Below are 19232 nucleotides of genomic sequence, written 5' to 3'. Positions count from 1 at the left end.
ATGAAACGCTTCTTTCTCTCCCTTTTCTCCAGCCCGGAATCCTTACTGCAGGTGATGAGCCAGCAGGAAATTATTGAAGCCGTCGAAGATGGCGACCGCATCATTATCGACCAGGACGGAAACGCCTCCGTGAACTACAAAAGCAACGAGGTGCGGCAGGATTTTCTGCGTCACGTCAACATGCTGAAGAGGGCCTGATATGGGAACGGCGATATTTATGGTGCTGATGGTCTGCGGGTACTGGTACACCAGCCGCGACCTGTCGACCCGCTTTAAAATCAAGCGTTCCTTCGGCTGGGACGTCTATTTTCTTGTGGCGCTGTACGGCTGTATTTTCGTTCTGCAGGGGGTGATTGCTACGGGGCTGCTCTGGCTGCTGCTGCTCGCCCTTTCCGCCGCCAACAACGCTTTCCACTTTGCCTCACCGAAATACACCGACTGGCAAATCGACTTTATGAACTGGAGTTTTTTGGGCATTCAGGCGCCGGTGGTCGTGATGCTGGCGTTCGCCATCCTGTTTTGCCTCTACCGCTCTAACTGGGCAGGCAGCGCCAGGCTGGACGGCGAAAGCCGGAAAAAGCTCTACAAACGTCTGGCACAGGCGAGCGGGATTGAACAACTGCTCTATCAGTGTATGGAGCAAGGCGAGCTGGCGCAGGTCACGCTCCGCTCGAGGCGGATATACGTGGGTATGATCCACACCGCGACGCTGGAGTATGAAAAAACGGCCAATATCGTGCTGATCCCGATGTTGAGCGGGTACCGGGATGCGAATACGATGAACCTGCGCATCGAGAATAATTACAGCAGGTGGTATGCGGAGCATGACATTACGCTCGACTCTGAACCCCGCAGCGCCATGTCATTCCGCAAGGTGATTTTACTCAATCAGATTGAGAGCATCTCACTGTTCGATCCCGCAAGCGCCAGCGCGCTGTCGCTGGCACAGCGGGACGAGAGCCCTGGCCCTAAAGAGACATCCCCATAATTTTGAGTACGCTCTGCTGGGAAGCGTACAGGACAAAAGGCGAATGACACATCATTTGCGGTGGTATTCACGGTTGCGCAGTCTGATAAAGATCCCAGCGGTTGCCGTAAATATCTTCAAACACCACCACCGTACCGTACTCTTCCTCACGAGGTTCTTCGCAGAAATGAACGCCTTTTGCCTTCATGGCATGGTAATCGCGCCAAAAATCATCCGTCTGAAGGAACAGGAAAACTCTGCCGCCGCTTTGATTACCGATAAAACCTTCCTGCCTCTCGTTAGAGGCACGAGCCAGCAGGATATTGCAGTCGCTTTCCGGGTTAGGTGAGACGACTACCCAGCGTTTTCCCGGTTGGGGCGTATCCTCTACGAGGGTAAACCCCAGCTTGTCGGTGTAGTACTCAATGGCGCGATCGTAGTCATCAACCACAATAGCTACGCAGCCAAGGCATCGTTTCTGTGTTCTCATTTTTTCGTTTCCTTTGCACAAATGGGTTACGGATAACGCTATTCCATTGAAGCGTGCTGACCGCCAGGATTACAGGCTTGCGTAAGCCTCACGTTTTTCTGCCCATTTCAGCATGGCATCAAGCGCCGGGCATAATGCCTGCCCCCAATCGGTGAGGCGATACTCTACTTTCGGTGGCACTTGAGGGTAAACCATCCGCGAAACGATACCGTCGGACTCGAGTTGTCGAAGTTGCTGCGCCAGCATCTTTTGGGAAATACCGGGGATCAGTTTTTCGAAATCAGAATAGCGCTGCACTTTTCCGTCGAAAAGATGAAAAAGAATAATTAATTTCCAGCGCCCTTCCAGCAACCGTAATACTTGCTCCACGCCGCTTGCGGCAGATTCCGGACTATATAACTTACTCATAATTTAGTAACTCACTTTTTCGTGCGTACTTGTTAATTACTCAGTCTATGTTGAATATACCTGTACTGTAAATAATGGGAGCGAAAGTCCATGTCATTAGATATTGATTTTAAAGGCAAGCGCGTGCTTGTTACCGCTGGCACGAAAGGGCTAGGCAAAGCAGTCGTCGGACTTTTAAAACAACTCGGTGCAACGGTATTTACCACGGCGCGCCACGATCCAGACGTAAATATCGCGGATACTTTCGTAGCCGCTGCTCTTACTACAGTCGCTGGGTGTGCCTCAGTCGCATCCGCAGTGCAGGAACAGATGGGAGGTGTCGACGTAATTATCCATGTTGCAGGCGGTTCAACCTCACCCGGTGGCGGTTTTGCTGCACTTGGCGAAGACGAGTGGCAGCAGGAGCTCAATCTTAATTTGTTACCTGCAGTACGCTTAGATCGCGCCCTGCTTCCCGGAATGCTTGAGCAGGGAAATGGGGTGATTATTCACGTGACGTCTATCCAGCGCGAACTGCCTTTACCGGATTCAACAACGGGTTATGCGGCGGCTAAGGCAGCCCTCTCAACCTACAGTAAAAGTCTTTCAAAGGAAGTCTCTCCGAAAGGTGTTCGGGTGGTGCGCGTTGCCCCCGGCTGGATCGAAACTGAAGCGGCAGTGGCACTGGCGGAGAGACTGGCAAAGCAGGCAGGAACAGACTATGAAGGTGGCAAACAGATCATTATGAAGGCGTTAGGTGGAATACCGCTCGGACGCCCTGCCCGACCGATTGAGGTTGCCAACCTCATCGTCTTCCTCGCTTCATCGCATGCTGCGAGTATCACAGGTACTGAATTTGTGATTGATGGCGGCACCATTCCAACAGTGTAACGCGGATGCTTAATCGACTTGGTGCAAGAGTTGATTAAGCACCGGAATCTCACTGGCCGGTCAGTTCCGCTAAGACCCTTTTTAACGCATTTATTATCGTTTCTGTATCCATGCCCATTTGCGCATGAATAATTGCGCCGTCAATGAGCAACATGATTTCATTGACGACGCGCTCATCAGCAATCTTCGTCAGCAACGCAATAATCTTCTTTGTTTCGATTTTATGATCGCGGCAAATCTCTTTTATTTCGCTTTGAATCTCTTCGGATTTGGCTTCCGCGCTGGCGTTAATAAACGCGCAGCCGTGGAACTCGGGCGAAATAAACCATTCATAAAGGGTAGCCGATAGAGCGTCCGCAGGCGTCTGGCCTTCAACGAGATGTCGACGAAGCGTGGCCTCAAACCAGTTAATCCATATTTCATGTCGATAGTGTAAATAGGCGAGAATAAGCAAGCTCTTACTCGGAAAATGGCGATAAAACGTCACCTTAGTAACTTTTGACGCTTTAATCAGCGTGTCCACCCCCGTCGCCCTGAAGCCAGTGGAATAAAAAAGATCGTGCGCCGTGAGTAATATTTTATCTCTGACGCTGATTTTTGTCTCGTTACCTGCGGGTTCGGTTTTCATTTTTTCGACAGCCTTAAAAAGAGTGTTGACAGCGTTATTTTTCAGGCATAGATTACCGCAAGTAGACAGACCTGTCTACATAAATCATACTGAGGTAATCGCCATGAACACTCGTCCTCCTTTACCGCCCTTCACTCGTGAAAGCGCCATCGAAAAAGTCAGGCTGGCAGAAGATGGCTGGAACAGCCGCGATCCGGCGAAAGTCGCGCTTGCCTATACGCTGGACACCCAATGGCGTAACCGCGCAGAGTTCGCCACCAACCGTGAAGAAGCCCAGGCGTTTCTGGAGCGGAAATGGAAAAAAGAGCTGGAGTATCGTCTGATTAAAGAGCTCTGGGCATTTACGGATAACCGGATCGCGGTGCGCTATGCCTACGAATGGCATGATGATTCCGGCAACTGGTTCCGCTCTTACGGCAATGAAAACTGGGAGTTCGAGCCGGACGGCCTGATGAAGCGCCGCTTTGCCTGCGTAAACGATATGCCGATAAAAGAATCCGAGCGGCTGTTCCACTGGCCGCTGGGCAGACGCCCGGACGATCACCCTTCGCTGAGCGATCTTGGCTTATAGGATTTTCGCACCACTCCGGGCCGCCCCGGAGTGGTGACTTTACAGCGCGCCGAGCTGTTTCATCAGCGTCAGGTTGTCCTCAATGTGCCAGTTTGCCGCAATCTTACCGTCAGCGACTTCATAAATATCCGTAGCGATAAAATCTATTTTCTGCCCCTGTCCTTTCAGCTTGCCAAATGTCCCGGTGAAGGTGCCGTGAAAATGTAAATGCGAAACCACGCGATCGCCTGAAATAATCATTTGCTCAACGTCACAACGCAAATCAGGCACGGCTGTCCGAAACGCCCTGGAAGCTAGAATAGCGCCCTCGGGACCTTGCTTACGTCCTTCCGGGGGCGTTTTATCAATAAAGTTTACTGCCAGGGCATCACGCGCCAGAGTTTCATTACCGGTGTTCCAGAACGTGGCATATTTTCTGGCAGCAGCTTCATTCGCCTTTAATTGTGCCTGTGACAGACTGTTGTCCACAATAAGCTGTTTCGGCTGCAGCCATTTCCCCTGCGAGGAAATAGCATTGCCCGACAGACCAGCAAAAATAAGCGCCGCGATAGCGGGACGAAAACACGTCGTATATTTCATGTTGTTTCTCAATAGAGTATTACGCCACCCGCAGACGATGCCCTGCGGATCAAATTAATGAGGGTCAGTTAATTAACGCCCCGCCCTCAATATCAATAATCGATCCCGTGACAAAGGGATTATCAATGGCGAAAAGATACCCCTGCGCGATGTCCTCCGCCCTTCCCCAGGCCTTGGCTGGCAGGGTTTCCGCCGCGCCGACGAGCATTTTTTCCCGCGCGGCGGCGTCCATCCCCGCATACGCTTCCGTGTCGGTCAGCCCCGGACTGACGACGTTGACGCGCAGCGGTGAAAGCTCTTTCGCCAGCACTTTTGTCGCAGCCTCAATGGCGGCATTCATCGTTGTTTTTACGATGGCGCCCGCCACGGTGCGGCGCGCCACGAAACCGCTGGTGAACGTCAACGTACCGCGGGGGGCAATATTCCCGCTGAGATAGCGAGCGACATTGAGGCTTCCCCAGAATTTTGTATCAAAGGCCTGCCTTGCCGCACGGAGATCCAGTCCGGAAAGCAACCCGCCCGGCGCCTGTGAACCCGCCGTGACGACAACATTATTGACCTCGCCCAGCGTTTCACCGAGCGCAACAAGCTCTTCCTCACGGCTGATGTCCAGCACGAGGGTGTGAACGGACGCGGCGTGGGCGCTCAGCCGCTGTCGCGCGGCGTCCAGTTTTGCGCTGTCGCGTCCGGCAAGAATAATCTCCTCACCGCGCCCGGCAAGCAGGCTGCCCACGGCGAAACCGATGCCGGAAGCGCCGCCGATAATTAAGGTTTTACGGGTCATAATGTTTCCTCCTGTAGAGCGTACGTTGGGTAATCGGTATATCCCGTGCCGGTACCGCCAAACAGCGTGGCGGGGTCGCGCACCTGGGCAAGAGGCAACTGGTTTGCCAGCCGGTGGGGCAAATCGGGGTTGGCAATAAACGGTCGGCCGAAGGCAATCAAATCGGCATAGTCGGCAGCAAGGATCTTTTCAGCTTTATCAAGGTCATAGTTACCCGCGACGATAAGAGTTCCGCTAAAGGTCTCGCGAAGGGACTGACGGAAACGCTCGGGTACCTGAGGGGCATCATCCCAGTCGGCTTCCGCCAGATGGATGAATGCAATACCTTTTTGTTCACACCAGGCCGCAAGCGCAAGTATGGCTTCAGAGACCTGCGGGTCGTTCATCCCGCGCTGGGTAATAAATGGGGAAAGGCGGATGCCCGTGCGCTCGTGACCAATCGCCTCGGCAATAGCGCTTAACACCTCCTGGGCAAAACGGATGCGGTTCACCAGCGTGCCGCCGTACTCATCCGTGCGTTTGTTGGAGGTTTGGCGCAGGAACTGGTCTATCAGATACCCGTTTCCGCCGTGGACCTCGACACCATCAAACCCGGCCTGAACGGCATTCAAAGCGGCCTGGCGATAGTCCGCGACGATGTTCTGAATGTCCTTGCGCGAGAGTGTTCTCGGCTGCGGGCAGTCAACCATCTGGCCTTCCCCACGCTCATTCACCACCCACACCTGCGCATCCGGGGCCAGCGCTGACGGGGCGACGGGCTGACCATCCTGGTGAAAACTGGCGTGCGACATTCGCCCGACGTGCCAGAGTTGCGAAAAAATCACTCCGCCCGCCTGATGCACGGCGCCCGTCGTGAGTTGCCATCCCGAAACCTGTTCAGGCGAATGGATGCCGGGTGTCCATGAGTATCCCTGGCCCTGAGGCGAAATCTGCGTGGCTTCCGTGATGATTAATCCCGCGCTGGCACGCTGCCGGTAATACTCTGCCATCAGCGCGGAGGGGATATTTCCCGGCTGAAGGGAGCGTGCGCGGGTCATCGGCGCCATGACGATACGATTTTTCAGGTCCAGCGAACCCAGCCTGTAGCGTTCAAAAAGTGAGGTACGTTGCATGATTTTATCCCTTATGGTTTGGATAAAATCACTTTACAGTCCGCATCTGATTTTGATAATTACGCTAAAAGCAGATGCACTTTTCGGAAAATATGAATAATGGGTAAACTCGAAGACATGGCTTTACTGGTGGAAGTTGCCGAGGCCGGAAGTCTTTCCGCCGCCGGACGACGCCTGTCGCTTTCCCCCGCTACCATGACGGCCAGGCTGAAGGCGATTGAGGAGCGTTACCAGACGCGCCTGTTTCACCGCTCAACGCGATCCCTCACCCTGACCCGCGCCGGGGAAGAGTTTTACCATGCCGCGCTGCGCGTGCTGGAAGAGATGCATCATGCCGAGTCGTTACTGACGCAAAAAGAGGGCGTGCTCAGCGGCAATATTCGCCTTTCCGCGCCCTCGGATTTTGGCAGACAGTATCTTAGCCCCGCCATCATTGATTTTTCCCGGCGCCATCCTGACGTTAAATTTTTCATTTCGTTAAGAGAACACGTTGAGGATCTGGTCGCTAACCGGCTGGATATGAGCGTGCGTTTTGGCAACCTGCCGGACAGCAGTCTTGTTGTCAGAAACATCCGCCCGAACCGTCGGGTGCTGGTTGCCTCCGGGGCGTATCTTAACGACCACGGCGTCCCCGTCACGTTTGCCGATTTAGCCCGGCACCGGTGCCTGGCGCTGGAGTCGCAGGGCGTGGTGATGAACGAATGGCGCTTTGAAACTAAAGGTGAGGAAAGCATTGTTCGCGTTGAGCCCGCCATGGTGTGCGACGACGGAGCATTGCTTCGTCAGTGGGCGCTCAGCGGAGCGGGCATCGCGGGGAAATCGTGGTGGGACGTCAAAGACGACGTTGAAACCGGAAGGCTCACGGTGCTGTTTGCCGACAGCTTCACCGGGTTTAGCCGATACGATCGCAAAGATGTCGGGCTGCAGCTTGTTTACCCCCAGCGCAAACTGCAGCCGCTTCAGGTAACGGCGTTTAGCCAGTTTTTTCTCGACTGGCTTAAAAAACATTAACGTAAAAAACAGTGATACACTTACTCCACCTAGCCGATTGTCCCGTCTTTACGGCGTAAGGTAGCACAACTGTAACCAAAATACAAAATGGTCACTCGTTGCCAACCATGGCCCGTCACGCTAAGCTTACATAATGACTAAAACTATGAACGCCCCATCAATACGTGGTCCACTTGACCATTCTGTCAGAGAGCAAATCGTCGAAGCGGCCTTTGAGCACTTCGGTCACTACGGCTATGAAAAAACCACCGTCGCCGAACTGGCTAAATCCATTGGTTTTTCAAAATCCTACATTTATAAGTTCTTCGATTCCAAACAGGCTATTGGCGAAGTGATCTGCGCTAACCGCCTGGAGCTGATCATGGCGGCAGTGCTTTCCGCCATTGAGGATGCGCCGTCAGCAAGCGAAAAACTCCGCCGTCTTTTCAAGGCGCTCACCGAGGCCGGAAGCGAGCTGTTTTTCCACGATCGTAAGCTTTACGACATCGCCGCCGTCGCCGCGCGCGAGCAGTGGCCGTCGACAGAGCGGTATGCAGAAAGCCTGATGAAGCTGATTGAGAGCATCATTATCGAAGGCAGGCAGGCCGGAGAGTTTGAAAGAAAAACGCCGCTGGATGAGGTCACTCAGGCTATACACATGGTGATGTGTCCTTTTATTAATCCCGTTCAGCTGCAGTACAATCTCGAAATGGCTCCCACCGCGGCGGTGCTTCTCTCTTCACTCATTTTAAGAAGCCTTGCCCCCTAATCTGTGACCATTGACATTTTTAGTCACTAGTCAGAGAATGCGGAAACCGTCCTGTTACGTCGAAAAGGTTTCCCATGCTCAGGCTCACTTCAGCCCGCGTTGCCGTTTGTCTCCTGCCGTTTGCCCTGGTGGCATGCGGCGATATTTCCGCAAGTGACGATCCGCGTACAAAGCCACCGCTTGTCCGATCCGCATCCGTCGAGCTTGCGAACAATAGCGCCCGCGCCTTCACGGGCGTGGTGGTCGCAAGAACGCAAAGCGACCTGGGCTTCAGAGTTCAGGGCAAAATCCTTGAGCGACTGGTTGATACGGGCCAGACCGTCAAACAAGGTCAGCCCTTGCTGCGCCTGGATCCGGTTGACCTGAAATTACAGGCTCAGGCGCAGCAGCGCGCGGTGGATGCTGCCCAGGCGCGGGCGAGAAAAGCCACCAGCGATGAGGCGCGCTATCGCGGACTTGTGGCGTCCGGCGCCGTTTCTGCCTCGGAGTATGACCAGATCAAAGCGGCAGCCGATACGGCCAGGGCCGATCTCAGCGCCGCCCGCGCGCAGGCCAACGTGGCGCAAAACGCCACGGGATATGCCGTCCTGCTGGCGGATTCAGACGGCGTGGTCATGGAGACGCTCGCCGAGCCGGGTCAGGTCGTCAGTGCCGGACAGGTGACGATCAGGCTTGCCAGAGCGGGACAGCGTGAAGCGCTCGTGCAGCTTCCGGAAACATTGCGCCCTGCCGTCGGCAGCGAAGCGCAGGCCACGCTTTATGGCAATGAAAAACACCCGGTCACCGCAACGCTGCGCCTGCTTTCTGACTCGGCCGATGCCGCGACCCGCACGTATGAAGCCCGCTACGTGCTGGATGGCCTGCTGGCGAACGCGCCGCTGGGGTCGACCGTCACGCTGAACATTCAGGACAATAAAGCGGAAGGTCAGGTCATGCAGGTCCCGCTGGCCTCACTCTATGATGCAGGAAAAGGTCCCGGCGTCTGGCGCATTTCAGCCCAGCCCGCAAAGGTCGCATGGACGCCCGTCAAGGTGCTGAGCGTGGGTGAAGATGCCGTGCTGGTCACGGGCGGCGTGAAGCCCGGTGAGAAGATTGTTGCGCTAGGCGCACATCTTCTGCACGAAGGTGAGGTCGTCAGGCTCGCGAAACAACGCAATAACGCCCTGGCGGAGAACACGCCATGAGCGGAAGCCGCTTCAACCTGTCCGCGCTGGCCGTCCGCGAACGTTCCATCACGCTGTTTCTGATCGTTCTGGTCACGATTGCCGGAATTTACGCCTTCTTTGGGCTCGGGCGCGAGGAAGATCCGCCCTTCACGGTGAAGCAAATGACGGTGATAACCGTCTGGCCGGGTGCGACCGCGCAGGAGATCCAGGATCAGGTCGCGGAGCCGCTGGAAAAGCGCCTGCAGGAACTCAAATGGTATGACCGTACCGAAACTTATACCCGTCCCGGCATGGCATTCATCACGCTGTCGTTGCAGGACAAAACGCCGCCAGCCGAAGTGCAGGAGGAGTTCTATCAGGCGCGTAAAAAACTTGGAGATGAATCGCAGCGTCTCCCGGCGGGCGTCATCGGCCCGATGATCAATGACGAATTCTCGGATGTCACCTTTGCCCTCTTTGCCCTGAAAGCAAAAGGCGAACCGCAGCGGCAGCTGGTACGCGATGCCGAAGGCCTGCGCCAGCAGCTTCTGCACGTTCCCGGCGTGAAGAAAGTGAACATTATCGGCGAACAGGCCGAGCGGATTTATGTCGCCTTCTCCCACGACCGCCTGGCGACGATAGGGCTCTCACCCCAGGATATTTTCAATGCCCTCAACAGCCAGAACGCGTTGACCGCGGCGGGTTCGATCGAGACCCGAGGAGCGCAGATTTTTATCCGCCTTGACGGCGCGTTCGATGAACTGCAGAAAATCCGCGATACGCCTTTTGTCGCTCAGGGCAAAACCCTCAAGCTGTCAGATGTGGCAACGGTTGAGCGAGGCTACGAAGATCCCCCGACGATGCTGATACGCAATCAGCATGAACCCGCCCTTCTGCTGGGCATCGTAATGCGCGAAGGCTGGAACGGTCTGGCGCTGGGTAAAGCGCTGGATGCGGAAACGGCAAAAATTAATGATAGCCTGCCGCTTGGCATGTCCCTGACCAAAGTCACCGATCAGTCCGTCAATATTCGCTCGTCGGTCGATGAGTTTATGATCAAATTCTTTGTCGCACTGCTTGTGGTCATGGTGGTTTGTTTTGTCAGCATGGGCTGGCGCGTGGGGGTAGTCGTTGCGGCGGCGGTCCCGCTGACGCTGGCGGTCGTCTTCGTGGTGATGGAGGCCGCGGGAATAAACTTTGACCGCGTCACGCTGGGCTCCCTGATACTCGCCCTCGGCCTGCTGGTTGATGATGCCATTATCGCCATCGAAATGATGGTGGTGAAGATGGAGGAAGGTTACGACAGAATCAAAGCCTCAGCCTACGCCTGGAGCCATACCGCCGCGCCCATGCTGGCCGGAACCCTGGTGACGGCGATTGGCTTTATGCCGAATGGGTTTGCCCAGTCGACCGCCGGGGAATACACCAGCAATATGTTCTGGATTGTCGGCCTCGCCCTGATTGCATCGTGGTTTGTCGCGGTAGTGTTCACGCCCTATCTTGGGGTGAAGATCCTGCCGGCGATCCCCAAAGTAGAAGGGGGTCATGTCGCCATCTATAACACGCCTCGCTATAACCGTTTTCGCCAGCTGCTTGGCCGCGTTATCGCCAGAAAGTGGCGCGTGGCCGGGTCCGTGGTCGCCATTTTCATTCTGGCCGTGCTCGGCATGGGGCTGGTAAAAAAACAGTTTTTCCCGACCTCCGATCGCCCGGAAGTGCTGGTTGAAGTACAGATGCCCTACGGCACCTCAATTGCGCAAACCAGCACCGCCACCGCAAAAATAGAAGCTTGGCTGGGCCAGCAGCCGGAAGCCAAAATCGTCACGGCCTATATTGGTCAGGGGTCGCCCCGTTTTTATCTGGCAATGGCGCCTGAACTGCCCGATCCCTCTTTTGCGAAAATCGTGATCCTGACGGACAGCGAGACGTCACGCGAGGCGCTCAAGTTCAGGCTCAGGGAGGCCGTCGCCAGCGGTCTTGTGCCCGAAGCCCGCGTGCGGGTGACACAGCTGGTATTCGGCCCTTACTCGCCCTTCCCGGTTGCCTGGCGCGTGTCGGGCCCGGATGTCGAACAGGTGCATGACATCGCTGATAAGGTGAAAGCCGTGCTCCAGGCAAGCCCGATGATGCGAACCGTCAACACCGACTGGGGGTCACGCGTTCCCGTCCTGCATTTCACTCTCGATCAAAACCGCCTGCAGGCGACCGGCTTAACCTCCAGCGCCGTTGCCGATCAGCTTCAGTTTCTGCTTTCAGGCGTGCCTGTCACCTCCGTGCGGGAAGATATTCGATCGGTAGACGTCGTTGCCCGCGCGGCGGGCGATATCCGTCTTGATCCGGCAAAAATCGAAGGCTTTACCCTGGTCGGCAATGCGGGACAGCGCGTGCCGCTGTCTCAAATTGGCAAGATAGAGGTCGGCATGGAAGACCCGGTCCTTCGCCGTCGCGATCGCACCCCGACAATTACCGTGCGGGGCGATATTGCCGACAATCTTCAGCCACCGGACGTGTCGGTCGCCATCATGAAGCAGCTCCAGCCGATCGTTGATGCGCTGCCGGCCGGATACCGTATTGACATGGCGGGTTCGATTGAGGAATCGGGCAAAGCGACGCAGGCGATGTTACCGCTGTTCCCAATCATGATAGCCCTGACGCTGCTGATCATCATTTTGCAGGTGCGCTCACTCTCCGCGATGGTGATGGTGTTCTTAACCGCGCCGCTGGGGCTGATTGGCGTCGTGCCGACCCTGCTGATATTTAATCAGCCGTTTGGCATTAACGCGCTGGTCGGTCTGATCGCCCTTTCCGGCATTCTGATGCGCAATACGCTGATCCTGATCGGTCAAATCGATCATAACCAGAAGGACGGTCTCGAGCCGTTCCAGGCGGTGGTTGAAGCGACGGTCCAGCGCGCACGCCCGGTCTTACTGACCGCCATGGCGGCCGTGCTGGCGTTCATTCCCCTGACGCATTCGGTATTCTGGGGCACGCTGGCCTGGACGCTGATCGGCGGAACGCTGGGCGGGACGATCATTACGCTCATCTTCCTGCCCGCAATGTATGCGATCTGGTTTCGGATCCGCCCCGCGGAACAACGCGTGCAGCACGTTGCTGAAAACGTGTAAACTACCATGAGTAGATAACACTTCTGAGGAAAACATGGTTGTTAAGCGCTTAAGAAAAGAGGATCGCCGCGTGCAGCTGCTGGAGGTTGCGCGAGGGATCGTGCGTCAGCAAGGCACGGAGGCGCTGACGCTTGGCTACCTGGCCGAGCGGGCCAACGTGACCAAACCTATCCCCTACGACCACTTTGGCGATCGTGAAGGGTTGCTGATGGCGCTGTACAAGGATTATAGCGATCGGCAGCTGGCGAAATTCCGCGAGACGCTGGCAGTCGACAGCAAAACGCTGGAGAAGACGATCCGCTTTTTCAGTGCCGCCTATATCGACTGCGCCATTACTGCCGGGCCTGAAACCGGGCCAATCGCCGCGGCGCTGTCCGGTTCTCGCGCGCTGCAGACGTTTCGGGAAGCATGCGTGGCCGAATGTGCCGACTGCCTGCGCACCGCGCTTTCCCCTTTTATCGTCTTAAAAGGCGTTCAGGGGGAAGCGGTACTGACGGCTATTATTGGCGCGGCGGAGGCGCTCAGCACCGCGGCGGGCAACGGCGTGCTCGCCCGGAACGTGGCGGAAGATACGCTCAGCGGCGCCATGACCGGGGTGCTGGAGACCTACGCGAATAGCACAAAATGATCGCCGGGGGCGGATTGACACCTAAGTTACCAATAGTAATATAGGCGTTACTTCTCCCCCATCTGGAGGTCGCTATGTCTGCAACACATGCCATTAAAAACGCGCTGATCGTGACGGCACACCCGATCGACAATTCATTATCCCATACGCTGGCAGCCCGTATTGCCGGGAAATTACGCGAGGAAGGTACGCAGGTTGAGATCGCCGATCTGCATGCTGAAGGGTTTAATCCGGCGATGACCCGCGCCGATCTCGATTTGTATCACGGCGATCCGAGCGCCCTCCCCGACGATATTCTGCGCGAGCAGCAGCGCGTCGAGCGCGCGGATATGCTGGTATTCGTCTTCCCGGTGTACTGGTGGTCGGTTCCCGCGCTGTTGAAAGGCTGGTTCGATCGCGTGTTAACCCTGAACTGGGCGTATAAGGTGGCCGACGACGGCCGGATTGTGGGCAACTTACGGGATGTTCCCGTCCGCCTGATTGCCACTGGCGGTAGCGATCTCACCGGATTTGATAAACACGGCTATTCGACGGCGATTCAGACGCAGATAATCGAAGGCGTGTTTGGCTTCTGCGGGTTGAAGAACGTTAAGCTCGATATCCTTTACCAGGCAGACACGGCGACGCCCGAGCAGGTTGACGTATTCCTGAGCGAGATCGGCAACCTAAAATAATATCGGCTATCCATCCAGCAACGGCGTGCCTCCTTCGCCATAAGGAGGCACGAGTTTTCGATGTTACTAACCGTCAGAGATCCTGCTGGCAAACCGGAACTCTCTTTCTTGTGATTATTCAAAAAATAACGAGAAAAGGCCAATCGTCATCACTACACTCATAATCACCTGAATCAAGATAATAAAAAAAGCGATCACACCCAATACCGTGATTTTTCGACGCAGAATGAAAGTTATGCCGGAAAGTACAGCACTGAACAGAATGGCTTTAAGTATATAGGAAAGCGGCACCATGGCCGGGTGACCGGTCTGCACTCCAACAAGCCCAATGAGACCCAGTAGAAAATTACCGCAAATTCCCCATCCCCAGAAAGTCATCGGTAAGCTCATCTGTCCCGCGACTAATCTTTTCAACATACGCACATCCTTTTTGTGATTTTTTTATTGAAACACAACGGTTTTTATCCAGTCTCTCGCACAGTTGGATTGTGCAATAAGTCGAGCCGACAAATACGCAACTACCAAATATGCTGATATGATTTTGTTCATCTTTACATGCATATTGATGGTATTGAAAAGAACTATCGGCAGCAAATTTTTAAAGTTTAACGGCTCGTCCGGATATGATTTAAAAGATATATCAGCGAAGGTCATAACATGTTTACGTCAGTTCAGCCAACAACCATCCTCACCACCACCGGAACCTTCGGCGGTGCGAGCGTATCTGTAGCAAACGACTGACAAACAGAACCTCACTCCCCGCCGGCCAGGACGGGGAAATCTCTCTCCGTTCACCACCCTCTGAATGGAGAAAGAAAATGGTTTCATCTGACAGTGCTCTCTTGATTATCGACATGCAGCAGGGCCTCTTTCGGGGCCCGGTTTCCCCTTGCTCCGCCGATGCCGTTCTGGCCAATATCCGTCTGTTAATCACCAACGCGCGACACGCTCAGGCGCCCGTCTTTTTTGCCCGCCATATTGGACCAGATGATTCACCGCTCTCAGAAAATGGGCCGTTAACACAGCTCATACCCGAGCTGGACGTCCAGGAGCAGGATATGGTTTTCACCAAGCGCTATCCCAGCTGTTTTCGGGATACGGTATTGCTGCGAGAACTTAATCAGAGAGGCATCAAACAGCTGGTCATTGCCGGGATGAAAACAGAGTTTTGTGTCGATACGACCTGCCGGGCCGCACCGGGGCTGGGTTTCAGGACGGTATTGATTTCAGATGCGCATACCACAATGGATAATGACTATTTATCCGCCAGCGATATTATCGCCCATCACAACAGCACGCTGTCAGGCCCGTTTGTGACGCTGTCGACTGCTCGTGACTGGCTTTTTAGTACGGTGAGTTGACTCAGGTGATCGCTTACCTCATTACCCGGCTCGCCTTTCCGCGCGCCGGGCACATAAGAGAATAATTACAGGGTGAAACCACCGTCACCCACCTGTGCCTGAGCGTACCATTTCATCAGCTTCCCGGTGCCGGGCTCGTTTTCTGCAGGTGACCATGGGGCGGTATCGTGCTCGGGCACGGGCTGATAACCCCCGTGCTTAACCTCAAAAATGACGCCGCCTTTATCCAGCGACAGCACGGCATGCCAGATACCGGCATCCATCTCCAGCACCTTGCACTCTTCGCCTAATACGACGCGCCGGGTCACGCTACCGCTGTCATCAAAGTTCAGCACCAGAAAGCGACCGCTCAGCGCCGTCAGCAGTTCAAAGGTGTGTGGATGGCGATGGGGACGAACATAGGTGCCGGGCTCCATTGCAATGGCCAGGCGCTGCACCGGGTCGCTAAGCTCAGGATGTAAATTGCGATGCGCGCGTAAGCGAGGGGAATTAGACGCCTGCTCGCTTTGCTGCTGCAGGTCACTGAAAGTAATCTGTTTCATATACGCCTTTAGTTATGTGGGCTGTCTGCGGCAACCCGGTTGCCGCAGGACGTTATACCATCCTGAACGGTCGAGGAGCGATGGGATTTGTGAAACAAATCACTGCCGGGCGAGTGGTCGATCCCCCGGCAGGAAGCTCATCAGTAGAACTGACATGAAAACCGCCATTCCCCTTCTGATGACCGGTGAAAGTAACCGATACCGTTATCCGCCCACATCCAGTTTACTTTTTCTTCGGACCCAACCTGAAAAACAAACTCTTCGATTCCCACACCGTGTTGTATCTCAGTCGGAAATCCCCCTACCTTGGTTCCCCTGTAGCGATTGAAATCTTCAAAAAAACTCTCACTGGCCTGCTCATCATCATTTACGCAAGAGAGATCAATAATATCCCAGGCATCTTCCCATCCAGGAGCATCGTCAATGACACTCAGCCATTGAACTGGAAACGGCCGATACGGCGTGTCCAATTCAGGCAATGGCTGAAGCCCTTCGAGGCTGGCATACTCGCGAATTAACCATCCTTCACCGTGCGGTTCGTCAAAGGGATGTTGTTCCACATTGTGAAACAACACCAGAAGGGCTATGCCCTTCAACTGGTCAGGAATAACAGGAAGCTCGTCGACCCTGATCTGAAGAAGTGGAAACATGGGTTTGCCCTTCCAGGTGGGTAATCCTTCATCTGCGCGAGAAACGCCCTTCAGAAACCATGACGTAATGGGGTCTTCAGGCGGCCGGAACCCACCGACCTGCGCGACCGATGCGGGTCTTAGCCTGGTCCGGAGTTCTTCTAAAACTGACGCACTCTCTAATCTCATGTCTGCTCGCCTCTGTAGACGGTTGTCGGACAGATATTCTGCTGATCATTGTAAGTTAATCATCACATCTGGAGAATCTCATTGAATAATAAAACCTATGTTGAGTAAAACTCACATTAATTCCCACTATTTCTCGTTTTTCAAACGTAATCTCATTGAAATACCATCCCTTCATTCCCGGTCTCTTCCTGACCTGGAACAGAGAGCGAAACTCAAATAATAAATACACCTGCATGCATATGGAGTACGTATGACACTCGATGTTTTATTTCATCTAATGAAAATGATCTCACCTGAAAAAAACATCGCGGGTGAAAATATTCATGCGTTAATAACGTTACTTTCGTCAGAAAACGATACCGCTGAGATGCTTTCGCCCTTTATTCATCGACTGCATCTTCTGTCTTTCGCCCAAAGCAATCCGGGTAACGCTGAAGAGTTGCTCTCTGCGCATTTACCCAAAGACGACGGGATCCTTCCGCTGCTTGACTTTGCGGACTGGCCAAGGGTGCATTACGCCGCGTCAGGCGAAGTTCAGACGGCTGAATCTGAGGAGTACTTCCGTGAAATGACATCGGCTGCCAATCTGTTACGCTCTGCGCTGATCGACGCTGAACGCGCAAAGGGAACGCCTGCGCTTTATATACTGGATAAATTACTCAACCTGAACAGCGCCCTGCCGGATAGATATAAAAAGATGGCAAATATCCCCTACGCATAAACACGTTCAATATGCGGAATATCTCGCAATTAATATTCCGCTATTTATTAAACCCGCTTTTCATTGAAATCAAGACAGACGATATCCAAAGAAGGCACCACAGGCGCATTAAGGTTAAGCCAGGCCAGCAACCGTTCAATGCTCTCTCCTCTGAGCGAATTTTTGGGCCAGACAAGATAGTAGCCGTCACCGGTTGCGATGGCTTCCCTGAAGGGCAATGCGAGCAGCCCGCTTTTCAGGGCTTCAAGCGTGAGTCGAAGATCGGCTATAGCAACACCATGTCCGTGCATGGCCGCAAGGCTTCCCTGCTCCAGGGTGTCGAACACGATCCCGCCGCTCATGTCGAGTCCGGGGAATAAGCCCGTCCTTTTAAGCCAGCGTCGCCAGTCTCGTCGGTCCGGTGAGGGGTGGATAAGCTCGCACTGGGCAAGCTGATGCCGCGCAGACTCCAGCAAAGACGGGGTACAAACCGGAATAAGCCATTCACTGAAGAGCAGCCTGCTTTCTGTTGACTCGCCGAAATAGCCATTACCGAGGAGGATCGCACAATCGTAAGGTTCCCGGCTGAAGTCAACCGTGTCGAAGTCCATCCAGACGCTGGCAATTTCGATTTTCGGCTTCGCATGGTTCTCGCGAAAAGATTTAAGCACATTCAGAAGCCATCGCATCGTCAGGGAGCTTGGTGCTTTGAGTCGCAGAAGGTGGTTTTCACTTTTAAATGCGCGACAGGCCCACTCAATATTCGAGAAACTCTCGCTAAGCTGACCGGCCAGAATACGCCCGGCGTCGCTGACCTCCACTCTCGGCCCCTGTCGTTTAAACAGCTCGCAGTCGAACCACATTTCAAGCGTCTGGACATGCCTGCTGACCGCTCCCGGCGTGATATTCAGGACTTCAGCCGCTTTACTGAAGGAGTTCAGCCGTGCGGCAACTTCAAACGCGCGCAGCGCATACAGTGGCGGTAAAGACATACGTTCCCTTTCTGTAAGGTGTAATCATGCAGTTTTTGTATTATCGGCACACGGTGACGTTTCATCCCATTCCTCAGCCGGAAACGCCAGCAGCAATTCCCTCAGCAGGGACTCAAGCTGCGCGCGTTGCGCGTCCGACAAGTTGCTCAGTAGCGCATTCTGCGTTTCCGTGTGCACGACCAGCGCCTGTTCGATACGAGCCTGCCCGCGCGGCGTCAGGCTGACGAGCGAGCTGCGCTTGTCATCGGGATCGGCAATCCGCGTGATAAGCCCTTGTTGTTCAAGACGGTTGAGCCGGTTCGTTATCGCCCCTGAGGTGATCAACAGCGATGTATACAGCTGCGTGGGCGAAAGGCAGTACGGCTCCCCGGCGCGACGCAGCGTGGCGAGGACGTCAAACTCGCCCTCGCGAAAGCCAAACTGCGCCATCGCCTCCGCCCATTCTTTTCCAAGATGCTTCATCAGCCGGAGCATTCGGCCAAAAATTTTCATCGACGAGGCGTCCAGCTCCGGCATGGCGCGGCCCCACTGGCCGACGACGAAATCTACATGGTCTTTCATTTTCACCTCTAATGGGGTGGGTATTTATCCTGTTGTGCGGTACATCTTACGCAAAAACACATTTTATCTTAACGTTAAGATAAATGCTCGCGGCGATTTGCCCGGGCAATTCACACCCGAAAAGGATTCCATGTTGAAACGCACATCGCCATTACTCTTCGCCGTTATCGCTTTCATCGTCGGGCTGAACCTTCGCCCCATTCTGGCCTCGGTTGGACCACTGTACCCGTGCTGCAGCGCGAAGCGGGGCTGACCGCGACGCAATTTAGCCTGCTGACCACCCTGCCGGTGGCGATGATGGGACTCGCCGCCCTGTGTGGTCCCTGGCTTTTGGCCACAGTCGGCGCCGTACGGGGAATTATGTTCGGGCTGTTCATCCTGCTGGTAGCCTGCGGCTTTGTTGAATAAATCAGATTTCGGGTAAGTCTCCCCCGTAGCGGGTTGTGTTTTCAGGCAATACGCACGCTTTCAGGCATACCTGCTTTCGTCATTTTGTTCAGCGCTCGTACCAGGGCCAT

At 54.7% G+C, this 19232-nt stretch carries 23 protein-coding genes and 1 pseudogene; 13 read left to right on the top strand and 11 right to left on the bottom strand.

All coding sequences use genetic code 11. The features are described from left to right. Both ACWYRJ_RS11000 and ACWYRJ_RS10995 read left to right on the top strand, forming a co-directional pair. Complete coding sequence (locus tag ACWYRJ_RS11000) at positions 1–198, top strand: hypothetical protein (RefSeq protein ID WP_023311615.1); 198 nt, start codon at positions 1–3, stop codon at positions 196–198. 1 nt (position 199) lies between these two features. Next, positions 200–988 carry a hypothetical protein gene (locus tag ACWYRJ_RS10995; RefSeq protein WP_455507880.1) on the top strand — a complete coding sequence of 263 codons (789 nt, stop codon included), beginning with the start codon at positions 200–202 and terminating at the stop codon, positions 986–988. A 67-nt stretch (positions 989–1055) separates the two neighbouring features. Here the strand turns inward: ACWYRJ_RS10995 and ACWYRJ_RS10990 are convergent, their stop codons facing one another. Beyond that, entirely contained in the window at positions 1056–1457 is a 402-nt protein-coding gene (locus ACWYRJ_RS10990; protein ID WP_325813425.1) for a VOC family protein, read from the bottom strand. Positions 1458–1526: 69 nt separating this feature from the next. After that, entirely contained in the window at positions 1527–1865 is a 339-nt protein-coding gene (locus tag ACWYRJ_RS10985; RefSeq protein WP_115874985.1) for a winged helix-turn-helix transcriptional regulator, read from the bottom strand. A gap of 90 nt (positions 1866–1955) precedes the next feature. Here ACWYRJ_RS10985 and ACWYRJ_RS10980 point away from each other — a divergent pair, with 90 nt between their 5' ends. Then, positions 1956–2735, top strand: a complete 780-nt coding sequence (locus ACWYRJ_RS10980; protein WP_455507879.1) for an SDR family oxidoreductase — start codon at positions 1956–1958, stop codon at positions 2733–2735. 49 nt (positions 2736–2784) lie between these two features. On the opposite strand, the gene ACWYRJ_RS10975 is transcribed toward ACWYRJ_RS10980, so the two are convergent. Beyond that, entirely contained in the window at positions 2785–3363 is a 579-nt protein-coding gene (locus ACWYRJ_RS10975; RefSeq protein ID WP_455507878.1) for a TetR/AcrR family transcriptional regulator, read from the bottom strand. 103 nt (positions 3364–3466) lie between these two features. Here ACWYRJ_RS10975 and ACWYRJ_RS10970 point away from each other — a divergent pair, with 103 nt between their 5' ends. Next, positions 3467–3934: a nuclear transport factor 2 family protein gene (locus ACWYRJ_RS10970; RefSeq protein WP_111964691.1), complete on the top strand. Its 468-nt coding sequence runs from the start codon at positions 3467–3469 to the stop codon at positions 3932–3934. 39 nt (positions 3935–3973) lie between these two features. Here the strand turns inward: ACWYRJ_RS10970 and ACWYRJ_RS10965 are convergent, their stop codons facing one another. From ACWYRJ_RS10965 to ACWYRJ_RS10955, 3 genes are all read right to left on the bottom strand, one after another. Then, positions 3974–4513, bottom strand: a complete 540-nt coding sequence (locus ACWYRJ_RS10965) for an ester cyclase (RefSeq protein ID WP_111964692.1) — start codon at positions 4511–4513, stop codon at positions 3974–3976. Between the two features lie 64 nt (positions 4514–4577). Then, entirely contained in the window at positions 4578–5297 is a 720-nt protein-coding gene (locus ACWYRJ_RS10960) for an SDR family oxidoreductase (protein ID WP_271367821.1), read from the bottom strand. Then, positions 5294–6409, bottom strand: a complete 1116-nt coding sequence (locus ACWYRJ_RS10955) for an alkene reductase (protein ID WP_455507877.1) — start codon at positions 6407–6409, stop codon at positions 5294–5296. The genes ACWYRJ_RS10960 and ACWYRJ_RS10955 overlap by 4 nt, the downstream gene beginning before the upstream one ends. A 99-nt stretch (positions 6410–6508) precedes the next feature. Here ACWYRJ_RS10955 and ACWYRJ_RS10950 point away from each other — a divergent pair, with 99 nt between their 5' ends. The 6 genes from ACWYRJ_RS10950 (at position 6509) to ACWYRJ_RS10925 (ending at position 13740) form a co-directional block, all read left to right on the top strand. Then, positions 6509–7420 carry a LysR family transcriptional regulator gene (locus ACWYRJ_RS10950; RefSeq protein ID WP_455507876.1) on the top strand — a complete coding sequence of 304 codons (912 nt, stop codon included), beginning with the start codon at positions 6509–6511 and terminating at the stop codon, positions 7418–7420. A gap of 133 nt (positions 7421–7553) precedes the next feature. After that, a complete protein-coding gene (locus ACWYRJ_RS10945; protein WP_115874978.1) occupies positions 7554–8168 on the top strand; it encodes a TetR/AcrR family transcriptional regulator in 615 nt (204 codons plus the stop codon). Positions 8169–8242: 74 nt separating this feature from the next. Next, positions 8243–9352: an efflux RND transporter periplasmic adaptor subunit gene (locus tag ACWYRJ_RS10940; protein WP_455507875.1), complete on the top strand. Its 1110-nt coding sequence runs from the start codon at positions 8243–8245 to the stop codon at positions 9350–9352. Continuing rightward, the gene (locus ACWYRJ_RS10935) at positions 9349–12438 is read left to right on the top strand and encodes an efflux RND transporter permease subunit (RefSeq protein WP_455507874.1); all 3090 of its coding nucleotides are present in this window, start codon (positions 9349–9351) and stop codon (positions 12436–12438) included. The genes ACWYRJ_RS10940 and ACWYRJ_RS10935 overlap by 4 nt, the downstream gene beginning before the upstream one ends. 34 nt (positions 12439–12472) lie before the next feature. After that, the gene (locus tag ACWYRJ_RS10930; protein WP_223582161.1) at positions 12473–13066 is read left to right on the top strand and encodes a TetR/AcrR family transcriptional regulator; all 594 of its coding nucleotides are present in this window, start codon (positions 12473–12475) and stop codon (positions 13064–13066) included. 74 nt (positions 13067–13140) lie between these two features. After that, the gene (locus ACWYRJ_RS10925; RefSeq protein WP_455507873.1) at positions 13141–13740 is read left to right on the top strand and encodes an NAD(P)H-dependent oxidoreductase; all 600 of its coding nucleotides are present in this window, start codon (positions 13141–13143) and stop codon (positions 13738–13740) included. Positions 13741–13854: 114 nt separating this feature from the next. Here the strand turns inward: ACWYRJ_RS10925 and ACWYRJ_RS10920 are convergent, their stop codons facing one another. Then, the gene (locus ACWYRJ_RS10920; protein WP_455507872.1) at positions 13855–14157 is read right to left on the bottom strand and encodes a hypothetical protein; all 303 of its coding nucleotides are present in this window, start codon (positions 14155–14157) and stop codon (positions 13855–13857) included. A gap of 401 nt (positions 14158–14558) precedes the next feature. Here ACWYRJ_RS10920 and ACWYRJ_RS10915 point away from each other — a divergent pair, with 401 nt between their 5' ends. Continuing rightward, on the top strand, positions 14559–15101 hold the full coding sequence (locus tag ACWYRJ_RS10915; RefSeq protein WP_455507871.1) for a cysteine hydrolase family protein: 543 nt from the start codon (positions 14559–14561) through the stop codon (positions 15099–15101). 65 nt (positions 15102–15166) lie between these two features. Here the strand turns inward: ACWYRJ_RS10915 and ACWYRJ_RS10910 are convergent, their stop codons facing one another. Then, positions 15167–15643 carry a WbuC family cupin fold metalloprotein gene (locus tag ACWYRJ_RS10910; protein WP_455507870.1) on the bottom strand — a complete coding sequence of 159 codons (477 nt, stop codon included), beginning with the start codon at positions 15641–15643 and terminating at the stop codon, positions 15167–15169. A 140-nt stretch (positions 15644–15783) separates the two neighbouring features. Beyond that, entirely contained in the window at positions 15784–16461 is a 678-nt protein-coding gene (locus ACWYRJ_RS10905) for a DUF1963 domain-containing protein (protein ID WP_149366831.1), read from the bottom strand. A gap of 250 nt (positions 16462–16711) precedes the next feature. Between ACWYRJ_RS10905 and ACWYRJ_RS10900 the strand changes: the two genes are divergently transcribed. Then, complete coding sequence (locus tag ACWYRJ_RS10900; RefSeq protein WP_455507869.1) at positions 16712–17182, top strand: hypothetical protein; 471 nt, start codon at positions 16712–16714, stop codon at positions 17180–17182. A 47-nt stretch (positions 17183–17229) separates the two neighbouring features. Here the strand turns inward: ACWYRJ_RS10900 and ACWYRJ_RS10895 are convergent, their stop codons facing one another. Together ACWYRJ_RS10895 and ACWYRJ_RS10890 are read right to left on the bottom strand one after the other, a co-directional pair. Continuing rightward, the gene (locus tag ACWYRJ_RS10895) at positions 17230–18153 is read right to left on the bottom strand and encodes a LysR substrate-binding domain-containing protein (protein WP_127730698.1); all 924 of its coding nucleotides are present in this window, start codon (positions 18151–18153) and stop codon (positions 17230–17232) included. A 24-nt stretch (positions 18154–18177) separates the two neighbouring features. Next, positions 18178–18714 carry a MarR family winged helix-turn-helix transcriptional regulator gene (locus tag ACWYRJ_RS10890; protein ID WP_455507868.1) on the bottom strand — a complete coding sequence of 179 codons (537 nt, stop codon included), beginning with the start codon at positions 18712–18714 and terminating at the stop codon, positions 18178–18180. Positions 18715–18844: 130 nt separating this feature from the next. On the opposite strand from ACWYRJ_RS10890, the pseudogene ACWYRJ_RS10885 reads away from it, so the two are divergent. Further along, positions 18845–19107 (top strand): annotated as a pseudogene (locus ACWYRJ_RS10885) (MFS transporter); the annotation flags it as partial. Between the last annotated feature and the right edge of the window lie 125 nt (positions 19108–19232).

Source organism: Enterobacter sp. (assembly GCF_977039595.1).
Note: the sequence above shows the minus strand (reverse complement) of the source record. Positions and strands in the feature narration are given on the sequence as shown.

What these genes read in the sequence shown, in the direction of transcription:
- ACWYRJ_RS10980 (WP_455507879.1), top strand. Translation starts at nt 1,956, where the DNA reads ATGTCATTAGATATTGATTTTAAAGGCAAGCGCGTGCTTGTTACCGCT.
- ACWYRJ_RS10960 (WP_271367821.1), bottom strand. Translation starts at nt 5,297, where the DNA reads ATGACCCGTAAAACCTTAATTATCGGCGGCGCTTCCGGCATCGGTTTC.
- ACWYRJ_RS10915 (WP_455507871.1), top strand. Translation starts at nt 14,559, where the DNA reads ATGGTTTCATCTGACAGTGCTCTCTTGATTATCGACATGCAGCAGGGC.
- ACWYRJ_RS10995 (WP_455507880.1), top strand. Translation starts at nt 200, where the DNA reads ATGGGAACGGCGATATTTATGGTGCTGATGGTCTGCGGGTACTGGTAC.
- ACWYRJ_RS10990 (WP_325813425.1), bottom strand. Translation starts at nt 1,457, where the DNA reads ATGAGAACACAGAAACGATGCCTTGGCTGCGTAGCTATTGTGGTTGAT.
- ACWYRJ_RS10930 (WP_223582161.1), top strand. Translation starts at nt 12,473, where the DNA reads ATGGTTGTTAAGCGCTTAAGAAAAGAGGATCGCCGCGTGCAGCTGCTG.
- ACWYRJ_RS10945 (WP_115874978.1), top strand. Translation starts at nt 7,554, where the DNA reads ATGACTAAAACTATGAACGCCCCATCAATACGTGGTCCACTTGACCAT.
- ACWYRJ_RS10905 (WP_149366831.1), bottom strand. Translation starts at nt 16,461, where the DNA reads ATGAGATTAGAGAGTGCGTCAGTTTTAGAAGAACTCCGGACCAGGCTA.
- ACWYRJ_RS10895 (WP_127730698.1), bottom strand. Translation starts at nt 18,153, where the DNA reads ATGTCTTTACCGCCACTGTATGCGCTGCGCGCGTTTGAAGTTGCCGCA.
- ACWYRJ_RS10940 (WP_455507875.1), top strand. Translation starts at nt 8,243, where the DNA reads ATGCTCAGGCTCACTTCAGCCCGCGTTGCCGTTTGTCTCCTGCCGTTT.
- ACWYRJ_RS10890 (WP_455507868.1), bottom strand. Translation starts at nt 18,714, where the DNA reads ATGAAAGACCATGTAGATTTCGTCGTCGGCCAGTGGGGCCGCGCCATG.
- ACWYRJ_RS10910 (WP_455507870.1), bottom strand. Translation starts at nt 15,643, where the DNA reads ATGAAACAGATTACTTTCAGTGACCTGCAGCAGCAAAGCGAGCAGGCG.
- ACWYRJ_RS10985 (WP_115874985.1), bottom strand. Translation starts at nt 1,865, where the DNA reads ATGAGTAAGTTATATAGTCCGGAATCTGCCGCAAGCGGCGTGGAGCAA.
- ACWYRJ_RS10950 (WP_455507876.1), top strand. Translation starts at nt 6,509, where the DNA reads ATGGGTAAACTCGAAGACATGGCTTTACTGGTGGAAGTTGCCGAGGCC.
- ACWYRJ_RS10935 (WP_455507874.1), top strand. Translation starts at nt 9,349, where the DNA reads ATGAGCGGAAGCCGCTTCAACCTGTCCGCGCTGGCCGTCCGCGAACGT.
- ACWYRJ_RS10975 (WP_455507878.1), bottom strand. Translation starts at nt 3,363, where the DNA reads ATGAAAACCGAACCCGCAGGTAACGAGACAAAAATCAGCGTCAGAGAT.
- ACWYRJ_RS10900 (WP_455507869.1), top strand. Translation starts at nt 16,712, where the DNA reads ATGACACTCGATGTTTTATTTCATCTAATGAAAATGATCTCACCTGAA.
- ACWYRJ_RS10920 (WP_455507872.1), bottom strand. Translation starts at nt 14,157, where the DNA reads ATGTTGAAAAGATTAGTCGCGGGACAGATGAGCTTACCGATGACTTTC.
- ACWYRJ_RS10925 (WP_455507873.1), top strand. Translation starts at nt 13,141, where the DNA reads ATGTCTGCAACACATGCCATTAAAAACGCGCTGATCGTGACGGCACAC.
- ACWYRJ_RS10965 (WP_111964692.1), bottom strand. Translation starts at nt 4,513, where the DNA reads ATGAAATATACGACGTGTTTTCGTCCCGCTATCGCGGCGCTTATTTTT.
- ACWYRJ_RS11000 (WP_023311615.1), top strand. Translation starts at nt 1, where the DNA reads ATGAAACGCTTCTTTCTCTCCCTTTTCTCCAGCCCGGAATCCTTACTG.
- ACWYRJ_RS10955 (WP_455507877.1), bottom strand. Translation starts at nt 6,409, where the DNA reads ATGCAACGTACCTCACTTTTTGAACGCTACAGGCTGGGTTCGCTGGAC.
- ACWYRJ_RS10970 (WP_111964691.1), top strand. Translation starts at nt 3,467, where the DNA reads ATGAACACTCGTCCTCCTTTACCGCCCTTCACTCGTGAAAGCGCCATC.